The organism is Sinomonas cellulolyticus, from assembly GCF_014656475.1.
Taxonomy (GTDB): domain Bacteria; phylum Actinomycetota; class Actinomycetes; order Actinomycetales; family Micrococcaceae; genus Sinomonas; species Sinomonas cellulolyticus.
On record NZ_BNCM01000012.1, the window covers coordinates 1 to 15,776 of the forward strand.

General features: G+C 71.0%; 13 protein-coding genes and 1 pseudogene. 8 read left to right on the top strand and 6 right to left on the bottom strand.

All coding sequences use genetic code 11. The annotated features are described in order from the left end of the window. Positions 1-60 precede the first annotated feature (60 nt). The 4 genes and pseudogenes from IE231_RS13970 to IE231_RS13985 form a co-directional block, all read right to left on the bottom strand. Positions 61-1,029 (bottom strand): annotated as a pseudogene (locus IE231_RS13970) (sodium:solute symporter family transporter); the annotation flags it as partial. Further along, positions 1,026-1,424 (bottom strand): hypothetical protein, encoded by a 399-nt coding sequence (locus IE231_RS13975; RefSeq protein WP_189694598.1) that lies wholly within the window; start codon positions 1,422-1,424, stop codon positions 1,026-1,028. The pseudogene IE231_RS13970 and the gene IE231_RS13975, both read right to left, overlap by 4 nt. Before the next feature lie 13 nt (positions 1,425-1,437). Continuing rightward, positions 1,438-2,169 carry a LytR/AlgR family response regulator transcription factor gene (locus IE231_RS13980; RefSeq protein WP_189694599.1) on the bottom strand — a complete coding sequence of 244 codons (732 nt, stop codon included), beginning with the start codon at positions 2,167-2,169 and terminating at the stop codon, positions 1,438-1,440. 5 nt (positions 2,170-2,174) lie between these two features. Continuing rightward, positions 2,175-3,395 carry a histidine kinase gene (locus IE231_RS13985; RefSeq protein WP_189694600.1) on the bottom strand — a complete coding sequence of 407 codons (1,221 nt, stop codon included), beginning with the start codon at positions 3,393-3,395 and terminating at the stop codon, positions 2,175-2,177. 231 nt (positions 3,396-3,626) lie between these two features. On the opposite strand from IE231_RS13985, the gene IE231_RS13990 reads away from it, so the two are divergent. Then, positions 3,627-4,031, top strand: coding sequence for a DUF485 domain-containing protein (locus IE231_RS13990; RefSeq protein WP_189694601.1), 405 nt, complete (start codon positions 3,627-3,629; stop codon positions 4,029-4,031). Then, positions 4,028-5,632: a monocarboxylic acid transporter gene (locus tag IE231_RS13995; RefSeq protein WP_189694602.1), complete on the top strand. Its 1,605-nt coding sequence runs from the start codon at positions 4,028-4,030 to the stop codon at positions 5,630-5,632. Before IE231_RS13990 ends, IE231_RS13995 begins: the two co-directional genes overlap by 4 nt. A gap of 114 nt (positions 5,633-5,746) precedes the next feature. Here the strand turns inward: IE231_RS13995 and IE231_RS14000 are convergent, their stop codons facing one another. Next, on the bottom strand, positions 5,747-6,223 hold the full coding sequence (locus IE231_RS14000) for an Lrp/AsnC family transcriptional regulator (protein WP_189694603.1): 477 nt from the start codon (positions 6,221-6,223) through the stop codon (positions 5,747-5,749). A 139-nt stretch (positions 6,224-6,362) separates the two neighbouring features. On the opposite strand from IE231_RS14000, the gene pdhA reads away from it, so the two are divergent. Genes pdhA through IE231_RS14015 form a run of 3 tightly spaced genes read left to right on the top strand, consistent with a single transcriptional unit; the run spans position 6,363 to position 9,993 of the window. After that, positions 6,363-7,517 carry a pyruvate dehydrogenase (acetyl-transferring) E1 component subunit alpha gene (pdhA, locus tag IE231_RS14005; RefSeq protein WP_229867022.1) on the top strand — a complete coding sequence of 385 codons (1,155 nt, stop codon included), beginning with the start codon at positions 6,363-6,365 and terminating at the stop codon, positions 7,515-7,517. Then, positions 7,517-8,536 (top strand): alpha-ketoacid dehydrogenase subunit beta, encoded by a 1,020-nt coding sequence (locus IE231_RS14010; protein ID WP_189694604.1) that lies wholly within the window; start codon positions 7,517-7,519, stop codon positions 8,534-8,536. The genes pdhA and IE231_RS14010 overlap by 1 nt, the downstream gene beginning before the upstream one ends. After that, a complete protein-coding gene (locus IE231_RS14015) occupies positions 8,533-9,993 on the top strand; it encodes a dihydrolipoamide acetyltransferase family protein (protein ID WP_189694605.1) in 1,461 nt (486 codons plus the stop codon). Before IE231_RS14010 ends, IE231_RS14015 begins: the two co-directional genes overlap by 4 nt. Before the next feature lie 150 nt (positions 9,994-10,143). Here IE231_RS14015 and IE231_RS14020 read toward each other — a convergent pair whose 3' ends face one another. Next, entirely contained in the window at positions 10,144-10,746 is a 603-nt protein-coding gene (locus tag IE231_RS14020) for an SACE_7040 family transcriptional regulator (RefSeq protein ID WP_189694606.1), read from the bottom strand. A 102-nt stretch (positions 10,747-10,848) separates the two neighbouring features. Between IE231_RS14020 and IE231_RS14025 the strand changes: the two genes are divergently transcribed. Genes IE231_RS14025 through IE231_RS14035 form a run of 3 tightly spaced genes read left to right on the top strand, consistent with a single transcriptional unit; the run spans position 10,849 to position 15,743 of the window. Further along, positions 10,849-12,456 carry a carboxyl transferase domain-containing protein gene (locus IE231_RS14025; RefSeq protein WP_189694607.1) on the top strand — a complete coding sequence of 536 codons (1,608 nt, stop codon included), beginning with the start codon at positions 10,849-10,851 and terminating at the stop codon, positions 12,454-12,456. 5 nt (positions 12,457-12,461) lie between these two features. Further along, the gene (locus IE231_RS14030; RefSeq protein ID WP_189694705.1) at positions 12,462-14,567 is read left to right on the top strand and encodes an ATP-binding protein; all 2,106 of its coding nucleotides are present in this window, start codon (positions 12,462-12,464) and stop codon (positions 14,565-14,567) included. 3 nt (positions 14,568-14,570) lie between these two features. Beyond that, on the top strand, positions 14,571-15,743 hold the full coding sequence (locus tag IE231_RS14035) for an acyl-CoA dehydrogenase family protein (protein WP_189694608.1): 1,173 nt from the start codon (positions 14,571-14,573) through the stop codon (positions 15,741-15,743). Positions 15,744-15,776 lie beyond the last annotated feature (33 nt).

Consider the following 15,776-nt stretch of genomic DNA (forward strand, 5'->3'; position numbering starts at 1 on the left):
AGGCCATCCTCGACGCCCTCACCACCGGGAAATCTCAGGCACTAAGCAAATGACCAAACTCAGGAGGGCGGAGAGTGCCGTGCCGAGCGGGCCTCCGAGCAGCCGCTCCGGCAGGAGGATGGCGAGGGCATCCCCCTCGCTCGCCAGGTCCGGAGCGGCGAGGCGTCCTATCGCGCCGAACGCCGTGGGGAACAGGTAGAACACTGACAGCAGGCCGAGGACGATGACGGTGGTGCGCCGCGCCGTGCGCCCGTCGGGGTTCGTGTAGAAGCGCACGAGCACGTGGGGGAGCCCGAGGGTGCCGAAGAGCAGGGCGAGGAGCAGCGAGAAGGTGCGGTACCCGCCGTCGTGCCCGGCCCCGTCCGTCACGCCCGACGGGGCCAGCACGCCCACTCCGTCGGGGAGAACCGGCGCGCCGCGCCCCGCGAGCAGCAGGACGAGGAACACCGCCGGGATCGCGAGGGCCCCGAGCTTGAGCCAGAACTGGAACGCCTGCACGAACGTGATCGAGCGCATGCCGCCGATCATGACGGCGCACACGACGACGGCCACCACCGACACTGATCCGACCCACCCGGGCAGCCCCGTCGTGATGCGGACGGCAAGCGCGGCGCCCTGGAGCTGGGGGACGATGTACAGCCAGCCGATCAGCACGACGAGGACGCTCGTGGTGCGCCGCGCCGCGAGCGACCCCAGCCTGGCCGCTGTGAAGTCGGGCAGCGTGTAGGCGCCCGAACGGCGCAGGGGGGCGGCGACGAACAGCAGGAGCATGAGGAACCCGGCCGTGTATCCGACGGGGTACCAGAGGGCCTCGGATCCGCTGACCATGATGAGGCCGGCCACTCCGAGGAAGCTCGCGGCGGAGAGGTACTCGCCGCCGATCGCGGAGGCATTCCACCAGGGCCGCACCGTGCGGGAGGCGACGTAGAAGTCGCTCGTGGTGCGCGAGATCCTCAGCCCGTAGAAGCCGACGAGGACTGTCGCCACGGCCACCACGCCGAGCGCCGTGAGCCCGAGGGCCGGACTCATCCGTGGTCCTCGAGGAGCTCCGCGTAGCGCTGCTCATTCCGGGTGGCTCCCCGGTAGTAGGCGATGCCGGCGAGCACCGCAGCAGGATAGGGGAGCAGTCCGACGAGGAGCCAGCGCAGCGGCAGGCCGGGCAGCCACGGGAGTGACCCGGCGAGCTGCGAGACGCCCCACAGGGCTGCGACGGCAGCGAGGAAGGCCCCCGCCACGAGGGCGCCGAGGCGCAGCTGCGCGCGCAGGAGCGAGCGCAGGACGACTGCGCCGATCTCGGACTGCTCCGCCACCTCCCGGGAGAGGGAGGGTGCCTTGGGCACCCGGGCGGCACTCGAGAGCGGGGCCGTGACGCGGACGCGCTGGCTCCGGTCGATCCGGCGCTCTCCGTCCCCGAGCCCAGTCACCGCGCCGCGCCCCTCACGGGAGCGGCCGGATCCGGCTCGCCGCGAGCCGTTCCCGAAGCCCGGGCAGGCTCCTGCGGCTCACCGGCAGCTCGCTCCCGGCCGCCACGACCGTTGGCTGCGAGCCCCCGAGCCGCAGCTGCTGCACGGCGTCCATCGCCACCAGGTAGGAGCGGTGGATGCGGACAAACCCCGAGGAGCCCCACTGCCGTTCGAGATCGCTGAGCGGGACCCGGACGAGGTACGACCCCTCCGCCGTGTGGAGGCGGGCGTAGTCGCCCTGCGCCTGGACGAAGGCCACATCGTCGCGGCGGATCATGCGCGTCACGCCGGCCTGCTCGACGGTGATCATCTCGGGCGCCGCCTCGGCCGGGGGCCGGTTCCCCTCGCGCTGCTCGGCAATCCGGCCGATGCAGCGCTCGAGCCGCTGCGGACGCACCGGCTTGAGCAGGTAGTCGACCGCCGCGACGTCGAACGCCTCGAGCGCATGGTCATCGTCCGCGGTGACGAAGACGACGGCCGGGGGCGCCGAGAAGCGCGCGATCACCCGGGCAAGCTCGAGCCCGCTGAGCCCGGGCATGTGGATGTCGAGGAAGATGGCGTCCACCTCCTCGCGCTCGAGGACCTTCAGGGCCTCTGTGCCGGACGTTGCGGAGTGGACGGCGCCGATGCGCCCATCACGGCCCAGCAGGTAGGAGAGCTCCTGCACAGCGGGCAGCTCGTCGTCGACGACGAGGGCGGTGATCATGCGCCTCAGTCTACTGGCGGCCGCACCTCGTGCTGGGGCTGCGACTTCGGGATGCGCATCGTGATGAGCGTGCCCTGGCCGGGTGCGGTCTCGACGACCAGCCCGTGGTCGTCGCCGTACACCTGGCGCAGCCGCGCATCGACGTTGCGCAGGCCTACGTGGGCGCCCCCCGCGTGCCCGGCGAGGACGTCCCGCAGACGCTCCGGGTCCATGCCCGCGCCGTCGTCCTCGATCTGCACGACCGCCTCGTGAGGGGTGTCCTCCGCGGTGATGCTGATGTGGCCGACGCCCTCGCGCGCCTCGAGGCCGTGCCGGACGGCGTTCTCGACGAGCGGCTGGAGGCTCAGGAAGGGGATGAGCGTGCCCAGGACCTCAGGGGCGATGCGCAGGCTCACCTGCAGCCTCTCGCCGAACCGCGCCCGCTCGAGGAGGAGGTACTGGTCGATGCTGCGCAGCTCCTCCGAGAGCGTGGTGAAGTCGCCGTGGCGGCGGAACGAGTACCGGGTGAAGTCCGCGAACTCGACCACGAGCTCGCGTGCCCGGGCAGGGTCGGTGAGGATGTAGGAGGCGATTGCCGTGAGGGAGTTGTAGATGAAGTGCGGACTGATCTGCGCCCGGAGGGCGCGGACCTCCGCCTCCATGAGCAGCGTCCGGGAGCGGTCCAGTTCCGCCAGCTCCGCCTGGGTGGCCACCCAGTCCGCCACCTCGCCGGCGGCGCGCACGAGACCGGCACCGGCCGACGGCGAGAAGGCCACCACCGTGCCGATGACCCGGCCGCCAGCCCTGACGGGTGCCACGACTGCCTCGCGCAGCTGGCAGTCCGCCGCGGTGCAGCCGGCTGCGGCGCAGTCGAGCTCGTCGTCGTGTGCGACGCGGACCCGCCCCTGGGCGAGCGTCTTCTCGGCGAGGCCCATCACCGTCCCCGCATGCGCCGTTCCCTCGCCGTCCCACGCAAGGAGCCGGGACTCGTCGGTGAGGGCGAGCGCAGGGGCGCCGAGCATGGAGCGCAGGTGGCGTGCGGCCTTGGCGGCGCCCTCCGGCTCGAGGCCGCTCCTGAGGTACCTTCCAGCCTGTGCTGCCGAGTGGAGGATCGTGTAGCTGGCCCGCTCCGCCTCGCTGCCGAAGTCCCGGCGGCCGCGCCACACGCGCCACGCCACGGCGCCCACCCCGGCACCCACCGCGAGCACGAGGACGAGTGCGGCGAACGTGAGGACGTCAGGGGACATGCAGCAAGGCTAGCGGGCGGCTACGCGGCCGACGGCGGGCAAGGCCACCGAGCCCGCGGCGACCGCGCGTGAGCGCCGCCGTTCGGCGTCGAGGGTGTGCCGCTCGGCGCACGCAGACGGCCGTTGGGCGATCCGCGTCCGACGGCGCTGGCACGCGCGGCGCACCGGCGGCCAGAGTGATGCACATCACTCATCCGCCGGGCGGGACGTCCGGCACGATACGGAGGATCCATGGGCAACGACGCCTCCCGGGACGCGACGGCCGCCACGGCCCCGCACCCGGACTTCCAGCTGGTCCAGTCCAGCAGCGAGTTCCGCACCCTGCGCAAGAGCCACCGCAGCTTCGTGTTCCCCATCGCCGGAGCGTTCCTGCTCTGGTACTTCATGTACGTCCTGCTCGCCGACTACGCACATGACTTCATGTCCATCAAGGTGGCCGGGAACATCAACCTCGGCCTCATCCTCGGCCTGCTGCAGTTCGTGACGACCTTCGGCATCACGGCCTGGTACGTCAGCCACGCCAACAGGAAGCTCGACCCGGCAGCGGAGTCCATCCGCACCGAGATCGAGCACCATGACTTCGACAACGGCACCGCGGCCGCAACGGGCGCCGACGCCGAGGGGAGCACGCGATGAACGTGGCAGCCAGCCTCCAGAGCACCTCGTGGCTCAACATGACCATCTTCGGCCTCTTCGTGGCCGTGACGATCGTGATCGTGCTGCGGGCCAGCAAGAACAACAAGACCGCAGCCGACTACTACGCGGGTGGCCGCTCCTTCACGGGCGGCCAGAACGGGACGGCGATCGCCGGCGACTACCTCTCGGCCGCCTCGTTCCTCGGCATCACGGGTGCGATCGCCGTCAATGGCTACGACGGCTTCCTGTACTCGATCGGGTTCCTCGTGGCATGGCTCGTGGCGCTGCTGCTGGTCGCCGAGCTCCTGCGCAACACGGGCAAGTTCACGATGGCGGACGTCCTCTCGTTCCGCCTGCGCCAGAGGCCGGTCCGCATCGCCGCGGCGATCTCGACGCTCGCGGTCTGCTTCTTCTACCTCCTCGCGCAGATGGCCGGCGCGGGCGCGCTCATCGCGCTCCTGCTGGGCATCTCCGACTGGGGCGGCCAGGCGATCGTCATCACCGTGGTGGGCGCCCTCATGATCATGTACGTCCTCCTCGGCGGCATGAAGGGCACCACGTGGGTGCAGATCATCAAGGCCGTGCTGCTGATCATCGGCGCGTTCGCCATGACCATGTGGGTCCTCGCCATCAACGGGTTCAACCTCTCGGCGCTGCTGGGCAGCGCCGTCGAGAGCGCCGGGGCCGCCGGGGACAAGATCCTCAACCCGGGCCTCGCGTACGGCAAGAGCGACACGTCCAAGCTCGACTTCGTCTCCCTGGGCCTCGCCCTCGTGCTCGGCACCGCGGCCCTGCCGCACGTGCTTATGCGCTTCTACACGGTGCCCACCGCGAAGGAGGCCCGCAAGTCGGTGGTCTGGGCCATCTGGCTCATCGGCGCGTTCTACCTCTTCACCCTCGTGCTCGGCTACGGCGCGGCGGCCCTCATCGGCCCGGACGCCATCAAGGCCGCTCCCGGCGGCGTCAACTCCGCGGCCCCGCTGCTCGCGTTCCAGCTCGGCGGCCCGCTCCTCCTCGGCTTCATCTCGGCCGTCGCGTTCGCCACGATCCTCGCGGTGGTGGCGGGACTCACGATCACGGCTGCGGCCTCGTTCGCCCACGACATCTACGCGAATGTCCTCGCCAAGGGCAAGACGACCCCGGCATCCGAGGTCAAGGTCGCCCGCCGCACCGTGGTGGTGATCGGCATCTTCGCGATCATCGGAGGCATCTTCGCCAACGGCCAGAACGTCGCGTTCCTCGTGGCCCTCGCGTTCGCGGTCGCAGCGTCGGCCAACCTCCCGACGATCCTCTACTCGCTCTTCTGGAAGAAGTTCACCACCCAGGGCGCGCTGTGGAGCATCTACGGGGGCCTCGCCTCCGCGATCCTGCTCATCACCTTCTCCCCGGTGGTCTCGGGGGCGAAGACCTCGATGATCCCGGGCGCGAACTTCGCGTGGTTCCCGCTGAGCAACCCGGGCATCATCTCGATCCCGCTCGCCTTCGCCCTCGGCTGGCTCGGCACGGTGCTCGACAAGCGCCGTGAGGACCCGGCCAAGCAGGCCGAGATGGAGGTCCGTTCCCTCACCGGGATCGGTGCCGAGAAGGCGGTCTCGCACTAGGCGCATCCCGCGCACCCGAGCGGTGCAGCGCTCGACGGCGGGCGGCGGCTTCCCCACGGAAGTCGCCGCCCGCCGTCGTGCACCGGGGCTCCGGCGCTTGCGGCACCGTCCCCGCTAGGCAGGCGGCCGGGGTCCCCTTGCCAGGAGGGGATCCATCCTGAAGGGGATGAGCTCTCCCATGGCGAGCGCCGTGTCCGTCCGCTCGACCCCGTCCACCGCGAGGATCTTCCCGTTGATGCGGAACAGGTCCTCGGCGTCCACGGCTGCCACGCGCAGGAGCAGGTCAGCGGTGCCGGTGAGGCCGTGCCCCTCGAGTACTTCCGGGATCTCGGCGATGTGCGCCGTGATCTCGGCCAGCTTGCGCTGCTGGACGTGCACGGTGATGAAGGCCAGAAGTGGGTAGCCCAAGGACGTGGGGTTGATGCGCCGGTCGAAGGCGAGGAACGCGTGCCCGCTCTCAAGCCGGGCGAGCCGCGCCTGCACGGTGTTGCGCGAGAGGCCCAGCTCCTGGGCGAGGGCAACCACCGTGCGGCGGGGGTCCTTGGCGAGGGCCCGCAGGATGCGGGCGTCGGTCGCGTCGACGACGTGCATGCTGCGCAGAGTAGCACGGTCGCGAGGGGCCGATCTGGGCATCCTGACCAATCTCGGAGTGGTTGGTTGTACCCCCTGTGCGTTGTGAGTATGGTCACATTTACCCGGGGGCCCACAGGCCTCCCGAGACCAGAGAGGGATGCGAACCACAGTGTCCACCTACCAGATGTTGACGGGCGACGACGGGTCGCCGCTCCAGCTGCTCTCACCCGACGGCACGCGCCGGCCACACGAGCGGTACGACCGCCTCGTGGCCGATCTCGACCCTGAGTCCCTCGTGGGACTCTACGAGGACATGGTGGTCGCCCGGCGCATCGACGCCGAGGGCACTGCGCTCCAGCGCCAGGGGCAAGTGGCCCTCTGGCCCCCGTTCCTCGGCCAGGAGGCCGCGCAGATCGGGTCCGCTCGGGCTGCGCGTCCCGACGACTTCATCTTCGCCAGCTACCGCGAGATCGCGGTCGGCTACGTCCGCGGAATCCCGGCCGAGGACCTCATGAAGCAGTGGCGCGGCACGCAGAACGCCGGCTGGGACCCCTTCGAGTTCAACATGGCCCCCACCCAGGTGGTCATCGGCGCGCAGCCGCTGCACGCCGTCGGCTATGCCATGGGCGTTCAGTTCGACGGCGCCGAGACCGCCGTCATGACCTACTTCGGCGACGGGGCGACGAGCCAGGGAGACGTCAACGAGGCCATGGTCTTCGCCGCGAGCTACCAGGCGCCGGTGGTGCTGTTCTGCCAGAACAACCACTGGGCCATCTCCGAGCCCGTGGGCCTGCAGGCGCACGTCCCGATCGCCCTTCGCGCCCCCGGATTCGGGATCCCGAGCGTGCGGGTGGATGGCAACGATGTGCTCGCGTGCCTGGCCGTGACCCGGGAGGCGCTCGAGCACGCCCGCGCCGGCCACGGGCCCTCCTATATCGAGGCCGTGACCTACAGGATGGGCGCCCACACGACAGCGGACGACCCGACCCGCTACCGGGACGCCAACGAGCTCGAGGACTGGAGGGCGCGGGACCCGATCTCGCGCTTCGAGGCCTACCTCACGCACGAGGGCATCCTCGACGGTGCGCGCCGCACCGCGGTGTCGGCCAAGGCCGACGCCGTCGCCGCCGAGCTCCGGGAGGCGACCATCCACATGCCCGACCCGGAGCCGGAGGAACTGTTCGAGCACGTCTACGCCGCTCCGCACGCGGTCCTGGACCGGCAGCGCAGCCAGTTCGAGAGCTACCACGCAGTCTTCGACGACCATCCCGAATCGGTCGCCTACAGCGACTTCACGGAAGGGGCGCACTGATGCCCGAGATGACGTTCTCCAAGGCGCTGAACACCGGGCTGCGCAAGGCGATGGAGCGGGACCCCAAGGTCGTGCTCATGGGCGAGGACATCGGCCGCCTCGGCGGCGTGTTCCGCATCACGGACGGCCTCCAGAAGGACTTCGGGGCCCACCGGGTCATCGACACCCCGCTGGCCGAGTCCGGCATCATGGGCACCGCGATCGGCATGGCCTACCGGGGCTACCGGCCGGTCGTCGAGGTCCAGTTCGACGGCTTCGTCTACCCGGCGTTCGACCAGATCGTGTCGCAGGTGGCCAAGCTCCACTACCGCTCGAGGGGCACCGTGAAGGTCCCCATCACACTCCGGCTGCCCTTCGGCGGCGGCATCGGCTCGCCCGAGCACCATTCCGAGTCGCCGGAGGCGTACTTCGCGCACACGGCGGGGCTTCGGGTCATTGCACCCTCGAACCCCCAGGACGCGTACACGATGATCCAGGAGGCCATCGCGTGCGACGATCCGGTGGTCTTCCTCGAGCCGAAGCGCCGCTACCACGACAAGGGGCAGGTCGACGAGGCCCTCGTGGACAGCGTGGGCGGCCTCGGGCTGGGCTCCGCCCGCGTCGCAGTGGAGGGCACGGACGTCACGCTCGTGGCCTACGGGCCGATGGTCAAGACGTGCCTCGATGTCGCTGTCGCCGCTGAGGACGAGGGCGTCTCGGTCGAGGTCATCGACCTGCGCTCCCTGTCCCCGGTGGACTACGGGCCGCTCGTGGCATCCGTGCGCAAGACGGGGCGGCTCGTGATCGCCCACGAGGCGTCCCGCACGCTCGGCCTGGGCGCCGAACTCGCGGCGGAGATCACCGAGCGGTGCTTCTACCACCTCGAGCACGCCCCCGTACGGGTCACGGGGTACGACGTCCCGTACCCGCCGTCGAAGCTCGAGTTCTACCACCTGCCCGATCTCGACAGGATCCTCGACGGGGTGGACCGCGCCATGGACCGCCCCAACTCGCTCAGTTCCATGGAGGACGACGCATGAGCGCGGCCGCCGCAGACCCCACGCCCGGGACGACGACCCGCGCCTTCCTCCTGCCCGACCTCGGCGAGGGCCTGACCGAGTCGGAGATCGTCTCGTGGCGGGTCGGGGTGGGGGACACCGTCACGCTCAACCAGGTCATCGGCGAGGTCGAGACGGCCAAGGCCGTCGTGGAGCTTCCGAGCCCCTACGCGGGCAAGGTCACCGCGCTGCTCGTGGCGCCGGGAGACGTCGTGGCCGTCGGCGCGCCGATCGCGGAGTTCGAGGTGGCGGCCGACGCCGGCCGCGCACCCGGCGGGACGAGCTCGCCGAAGCGCGAGGCGACTCTGGTCGGCTACGGTGCGATGCCCGAGACCGGGGGGCGCCCAGCGCGCCGAGCGCGCCGCCTCTCGGTGGTGGAGCCGGCGGCGCAGGAACCTCAGGCGCCCGCGGCGGAGCGTGGTGCATCGGCGGAGCCGGCCGTGACCACAGCCGCGTCCGCGGAACCTGAGCCCATGGCGCCCGAGGAAACCGCGCCGGAGCCGACCCGCGGCGCCGCCTCCGAGCGGCCCCGCTCAACCCCTCCGGTCCGCAAGCTCGCGAAGGACCTCGGCGTCGACCTCACCTCCCTGACGGGCACGGGAGCCCACGGCCTCATCACCCGCGACGATGTGCTCGCCTCGATCGGCACGCAGACACCCCCGTCAGGCGCGCCGGCCACAGTCCCCGAGGGGACCCCGGCGGCCGGTGCCCCCACCGCTGAGGGGGCCGGCCGCGTCGTGCGCGAGACGCGCTCCCCGATCAAGGGCGTGCGCAAGCACACAGCGGCGGCCATGGTGGCCAGCGCCTTCACGGCCCCGCACGCGAGCGAGTTCCTCACGATCGACGTGACGCCGGCCATGGACCTCATCGGCCGGCTCAAGGCAAGCCGGGCGTTCGCGGGCCTCAAGGTCACGCCGCTGACCCTGGTCGCCAAGGCGCTGCTGATTGCCCTCACCCGCAACCCGACCCTGAACTCCCACTGGGACGAGGACGCACAGGAGATCGTGCAGTACCACTACGTGAACCTCGGCATCGCCGCCGCGACACCCCGGGGGCTCATGGTGCCGAACCTGAAGGACGCCGAACGGCTCTCGCTCGCGGAGCTTGCCGGGGCGCTCGCCGAGCTCGCGCAGACCGCGAAGGACGGGCGCACAGCCCCCGCGGACCTGTCCGGCGGCACGATCTCGATCACGAACATCGGCGTCTTCGGGATCGATGCGGGCACCCCGATCCTCAACCCCGGCGAGGCAGCCATCCTCGCGATGGGCCAGGTCCGGCGGCTCCCCTGGGAGCACGAGGGCGAGATCGCGCTGCGGCAGGTCATGACGCTTTCGCTGTCCTTCGACCATCGCCTCGTCGACGGCGAGCAGGCCTCGAGGTTCCTTGCCGATGTCGGTGCGGTCCTCGCCGACCCGGGCATGGTCCTGACGATGGTGTGAACCGCCAGCGACCCCGCAACGGTGTGGCAGGGACCCCGCAACGGTGTGGCAGGGACCCCGCAACGGTGTGGCAGGGACCCCGCAACGGTGTGGCAGGGACCCCGCAACGGTGGGCTTCCGTTGCGGGGTCCCTGGCATCGGGTTGAGCGGTCAGGCCGGGGCGGTGAGCGCCGCCAGCGCCATGGCTGTGAGGATCCGCCGGGCGGGGGACGCTGCCACACGTCCCCCGTTCCGGCGCACCGAGTGCGGTGTGGAGTTGATGAGGCCGAACACCGCCTGCGCCCGCAGCCTCAGCTCCGCCGCGCTCACGCCGGGGTGCAGCGTGCGCAACGCGCCCACCCACACGTCGACATAGGCGAGCTGGAGGGCGCGCACGCGCTCGCGGTCCTCCTCCGCCAGCGAGGGGAAGTCCCGGTCCTGGACCCGGATCACGTCCGGCTGCCGCAGCGCGAAGTCGACGTGGAAGTCCACGAGCGCGCGGAGGCGGGCGGCGTCGTCGTGCTCGGCCGCCGCGACCCGCTGCCCCCCGGCGAGGAGGTCCTCGCTCACGCCGGTCAGGAGTGCCCCGAGCACGGCCTGTTTGCCCGGGAAGTGCCGGTAGATCGCCGGTCCGCTGACCCCGGCCGCGGCCCCGAGGTCCTCGAGGGAGGCGCCGGGGAACCCCTGGGCCGCGAACAGGCCCGCGGCGGCATCGAGGATCGCCTGCCGGCGCTCGGCCTTGGCCTGGACGCGGGGACTGGATGGCTCGCTCATGTCCCTCCCGTGCTGGACATCACAGTTAATCCAGATTAACTTAGAACTCGGTTAGCCACCACTAACTGAGTTGATCCCGTCAACCCGCCCACCGGAGGATCGATGGAGACCCTGACCAGCCGGATCGACCCGGCGGGCCCCGTGTTCGCCGAGAACGAGTCCGCCCAACTGGCTCTCGCCGCGGAGCTGAAGGAGCGCCTCGCCGCGGCGGCGCTCGGCGGCCCCGAGCGCTCCCGCGAACGCCATGTGGCCCGCGGCAAGCTGCTGCCGCGCGAGCGCATCGACGTGCTCCTCGACGACGGCTCGCCGTTCCTGGAGATCGCCCCGCTCGCCGCGGACGGAATGTACGACGGCGAGTGCCCGGCGGCGGGGGTGATCGCCGGCATCGGACTCGTCCATGGACGCCACGTGATGGTGGTCTCGAACGATGCGACGGTCAAGGGCGGAACGTACTACCCGATGACGGTCAAGAAGCACCTGAGGGCGCAGGAGATCGCGCTCGAGAATCGGCTCCCGTGCGTCTACCTCGTGGACTCCGGGGGAGCGTTCCTGCCCAAGCAGGACGAGGTCTTTCCCGACCGCGAGCACTTCGGGCGGATCTTCTACAACCAGGCGCGCTTGTCTGCGGCCAAGATCCCTCAGATCGCCGCCGTCCTCGGCTCGTGCACTGCCGGTGGCGCCTATGTGCCCGCCATGAGCGACGAGACGGTCATCGTGCGCAACCAGGGCACGATCTTCCTCGGCGGTCCGCCCCTCGTGAAGGCCGCGATCGGGGAGATCGTCACCGCGGAGGACCTCGGCGGCGGCGAGGTCCACGCCCAGGTCTCGGGGGTCGCGGACCACCTCGCGGACAACGACGAGCACGCGCTCGAGATCGTCCGGAGCATCGTCGAGACGCTGCCCCCGCCGGAGCCCGCGCCGTGGGAGGTGCGCGCCGCGGTCGAGCCCAAGGCCGACCAGGCCGAGCTCTACGGCGTGGTCCCCACCGATGTCAACGCGCCCTACGACGTGCGTGAGGTCATCGCGCGGATCGTGGACGGCAGCGAGTTCCACGAGTTCAAGAAGGACTACGGCGCCACCCTCGTCACCGGGTTCGCCCGCCTCGAGGGCCACCCCGTGGGGATCGTCGCGAACAACGGAGTGCTGTTCTCGGAGTCGGCGATGAAGGGGGCCCACTTCATCGAGCTGTGCGACCAGCGCGGCATCCCGCTGCTGTTCTTGCAGAACATCTCCGGGTTCATGGTGGGCAGCGAGGCCGAGCGCGGGGGTATCGCGAAGCACGGGGCGAAGATGGTCACTGCCGTCGCAACGACCCGCGTGCCCAAGCTCACCGTCGTCATCGGCGGCTCCTTCGGCGCGGGCAACTACTCGATGTGCGGGCGGGCCTACTCGCCACGGTTCCTGTGGATGTGGCCCGCGAGCCGGATCTCCGTCATGGGCGGCAATCAGGCGGCCTCGGTCCTCGCCACTGTGAAGCGCGACCAGCTCGAGGCCCGGGGCGAGGAGTGGCCGGCTGCCGACGAGGAGGCGTTCAAGGCGCCAATCCGGGAACAGTACGAATCGCAGGGCAGCCCCTACTACTCCACCGCCCGCCTCTGGGATGACGGCGTGATCGACCCTGCGGACACGCGGCGCGTGCTCGGCATGGCCCTCGCCGTCGTGGCCCAGAGCCCGCTGCCGGAGACCTCCTTCGGCGTCTTCAGGATGTGAGCGAGATGCCAGTGACCCCTCCCGCCGCCGCCCCTTTCCGGAAGGTGCTCGTGGCCAACCGCGGCGAGATCGCCTGCCGCGTGATCCGCACCCTGCGCCGCCTCGGCATCGCGTCCGTAGCCGTCTACAGCGATGCCGACGCCGGTGCGCGCCACGTGCACGAGGCCGACGAGGCCGTCCGGATCGGGCCGGCCGCGGCGGCCCAGAGCTACCTCAGCATCCCGGCGATCCTCGGGGCATGCCGGGCGACCGGCGCCGAGGCCGTCCACCCCGGGTACGGCTTCCTCAGCGAGAACGCGGAGCTTGCCCGCGCCCTCGAGGAGGCCGGGATCGCATTCGTGGGGCCCGGCACGGAGGCGCTCGCCGTTATGGGAGACAAGATCCGGGCGAAGAACCACGTGAAGGGCTACGGCGTGCCCGTGATCCCCGGGGTGTCGGAACCGGGCCTCACCGACGACGAGCTCATCGCGAGGGCCCGCGAGGTGGGCTACCCGCTGCTCATCAAGCCGTCCGCCGGCGGCGGCGGGAAGGGCATGCAGGTCGTCGAATCGGCGGCCGATCTTCCCGGCGCCCTCGCGACCGCACGCCGCGTCGCCACGGCCGCCTTCGGGGACGGCACCCTCCTGCTCGAGCGGCTCGTCCGATCGCCCCGGCACATCGAGGTCCAGGTCCTCGCCGACGCGCACGGCGCCACCATCCACCTCGGCGAGCGCGAATGCTCCCTGCAGCGCCGGCACCAGAAGGTGATCGAGGAGGCGCCCTCCCCGCTCTTCGAGACGCCGAAGGGAGCCCAGACACGTGCCCGTATCGGCGCCGCGGCGTGCGACGCCGCCCGCTCAGTGGGATACGTCGGCGCCGGCACTGTCGAGTTCCTCGTCTCCGACGAGGCGCCGGACGAGTTCTTCTTCATGGAGATGAACACGCGGCTCCAGGTGGAGCACCCCGTGACCGAGATGGTCACAGGGGTAGACCTCGTCGAGCAGCAGCTGCGCGTGGCCGCCGGCGAACCCCTCGGCCTGCGCCAGGAGGACATCCGCCTCGACGGCCACGCGATCGAGGCCCGCGTCTACGCCGAGGTGCCCGCCCGCGGCTTCCTGCCCGCGACGGGCCGCATCGAGCTGCTCGACGAGCCGACGGGTGAGACCGTGCGCGTGGACAGCTCGCTCGAGCAGGGGCTGGCCATCGGCTCCGACTACGATCCCATGCTCTCCAAGTGCATCGCATGGGGACAGGACAGGGCGGAGGCGCTCGCGGCCCTCGACGCCGCGCTCGGGGAGTACACGGTGCTCGGCGTCGCGACGAACATCGAGTACCTCAGGCTCCTCCTCGCTGATCCGGACGTACAGGCCGGCCATCTCGACACGACGCTCATCGAGCGCCGGCTCGACTCCCTCGCCTTCCGGGCGCCGGGCGAGGCGGAGTATGCGGCTGCCGCGCTGCTCGCGCACGACGGCGGCCGGCTCGCGGACGTCTCCGGCGGACCGGCGCCCGGTCCTTGGGCCCTCGACGGGTGGCGCCTTGGAGCGGCCGCCGCCCATCGGGTCACCCTCGGCACGCCGGACGGCGGCATCGCGACGGTGCACGTGCTGTCCACGCCCGAGGGGGTCCGCGTGAGCGTGGACCTCGCCGGAGAGAGGGGAGCCGAGCGGAAGGCCACGCTCGCGGCCGAGGCCGGCGGCGTCGTCGTGCTCACCCTCGACGGCGACGAGCACCCCTACCGCTGGGCCCAGGGAATCGCGGCGGCGGGGGAGCGGACCGTATTCCTCGGCGATCGCGGTTGGTCGGTTGCGCTGCCTGTGCTGGGGCGGGCAGAGCGGCTCGCGCGGGTGCGTGCAGCGGTGCACCGCCACGAGGGCGAGGCTGATCCGGAAGTCCGGACCCCGATGCCCGGCACGGTCGTCTCGGTCGCGGTCGAGAATGGGCAGCGGGTCGAGGAGGGCCAGCCCCTCGTCTCGGTCGAGGCCATGAAGATGGAGCACCAGCTCACCGCAGCCCTCCCCGGCACCGTGCAGCTGCACGTTGCCCCCGGCGCCCTGGTCAAGGCAGACCAGGTCGTCGCCACAGTGATCCCCCCTGATCTCACCCCGCGCGAAGCGCACGAAGGAGCCTGAACCATGGATTTCCAGCTCACGGACGAGTACCAGGAGCTCTCAGACACGGTGCGGGAGTTCGCCGACGAGGTGGTGGCGCCCGTGTCCGCCAAGCACGACGAGGAGCACAGCTTCCCCTACGAGATCGTCGCCCAGATGGGCGAGATGGGGCTGTTCGGACTGCCGTTCCCGGAGGAGTACGGCGGGATGGGCGGGGACTACTTCGCCCTGGCACTTGCGCTCGAGCAGCTCGGCCGCGTGGACCAGTCGGTTGCGATCACCCTCGAGGCCGGCGTCTCGCTCGGCGCCATGCCGGTCCACCGTTTCGGCACCGACGCCCAGAAGGAGGAGCTCCTGCCCGATCTCGCCGCGGGGCGCGCGCTCGCGGGCTTCGGCCTGACCGAGCCGGAGGCGGGCTCCGACGCTGGCGGCACCAAGACGAACGCGCGGCTCGAGGGGACGGACGGGTCTGGTGAATGGGTCATCAACGGCTCGAAGGAGTTCATCACGAACTCGGGGACGGACATCACGAAGTTCGTGACCGTCACGGCGGTCACCGGCACCGAGGAGCGGCCCGACGGGACCACCCGTAAGGAGATCTCCACGATCATCGTGCCGTCCGGCACGCCGGGATTCCGCGCCGAGAAGGCGTACAGCAAGGTGGGGTGGAACGCCTCGGACACACACCCGCTCTCCTTCAAGGACGCCCGCGTCCCCGAGGCCAACCTGCTCGGTACCCGCGGCCGCGGCTACGCCAACTTCCTCTCGATCCTGGACGAGGGCCGGATCGCGATCGCCGCGCTCGGCACGGGTGCCGCCCAGGGCTGCGTGGACCTCTCGGTGAAGTACGCCAAGGAGCGCAGTGCCTTCGGGACGGCCATCGGCAAGTACCAGGCCATCCAGTTCAAGATCGCCCGCATGCAGGCCCGTGCCCACACCGCCCGCCTTGCGTACTACGACGCCGCAGCCAGGATGCTGGCCGGCAAGCCGTTCAAGACGCAGGCCGCGATCGCCAAGATGGTGGCGGGCGAGGCGGCGATGGACAACGCGCGCGACGCGACCCAGGTCTTCGGCGGGTACGGATTCATCAACGAGTCCACGGTGGCCCGCCACTACCGCGATTCGAAGATCCTCGAGGTCGGCGAGGGCACCACTGAGGTGCAGCTGATGCTGATCGCACGGGAGCTGGGACTGTAGCGTAGGCCACAGATGGACACCGAGGTCAGGAGG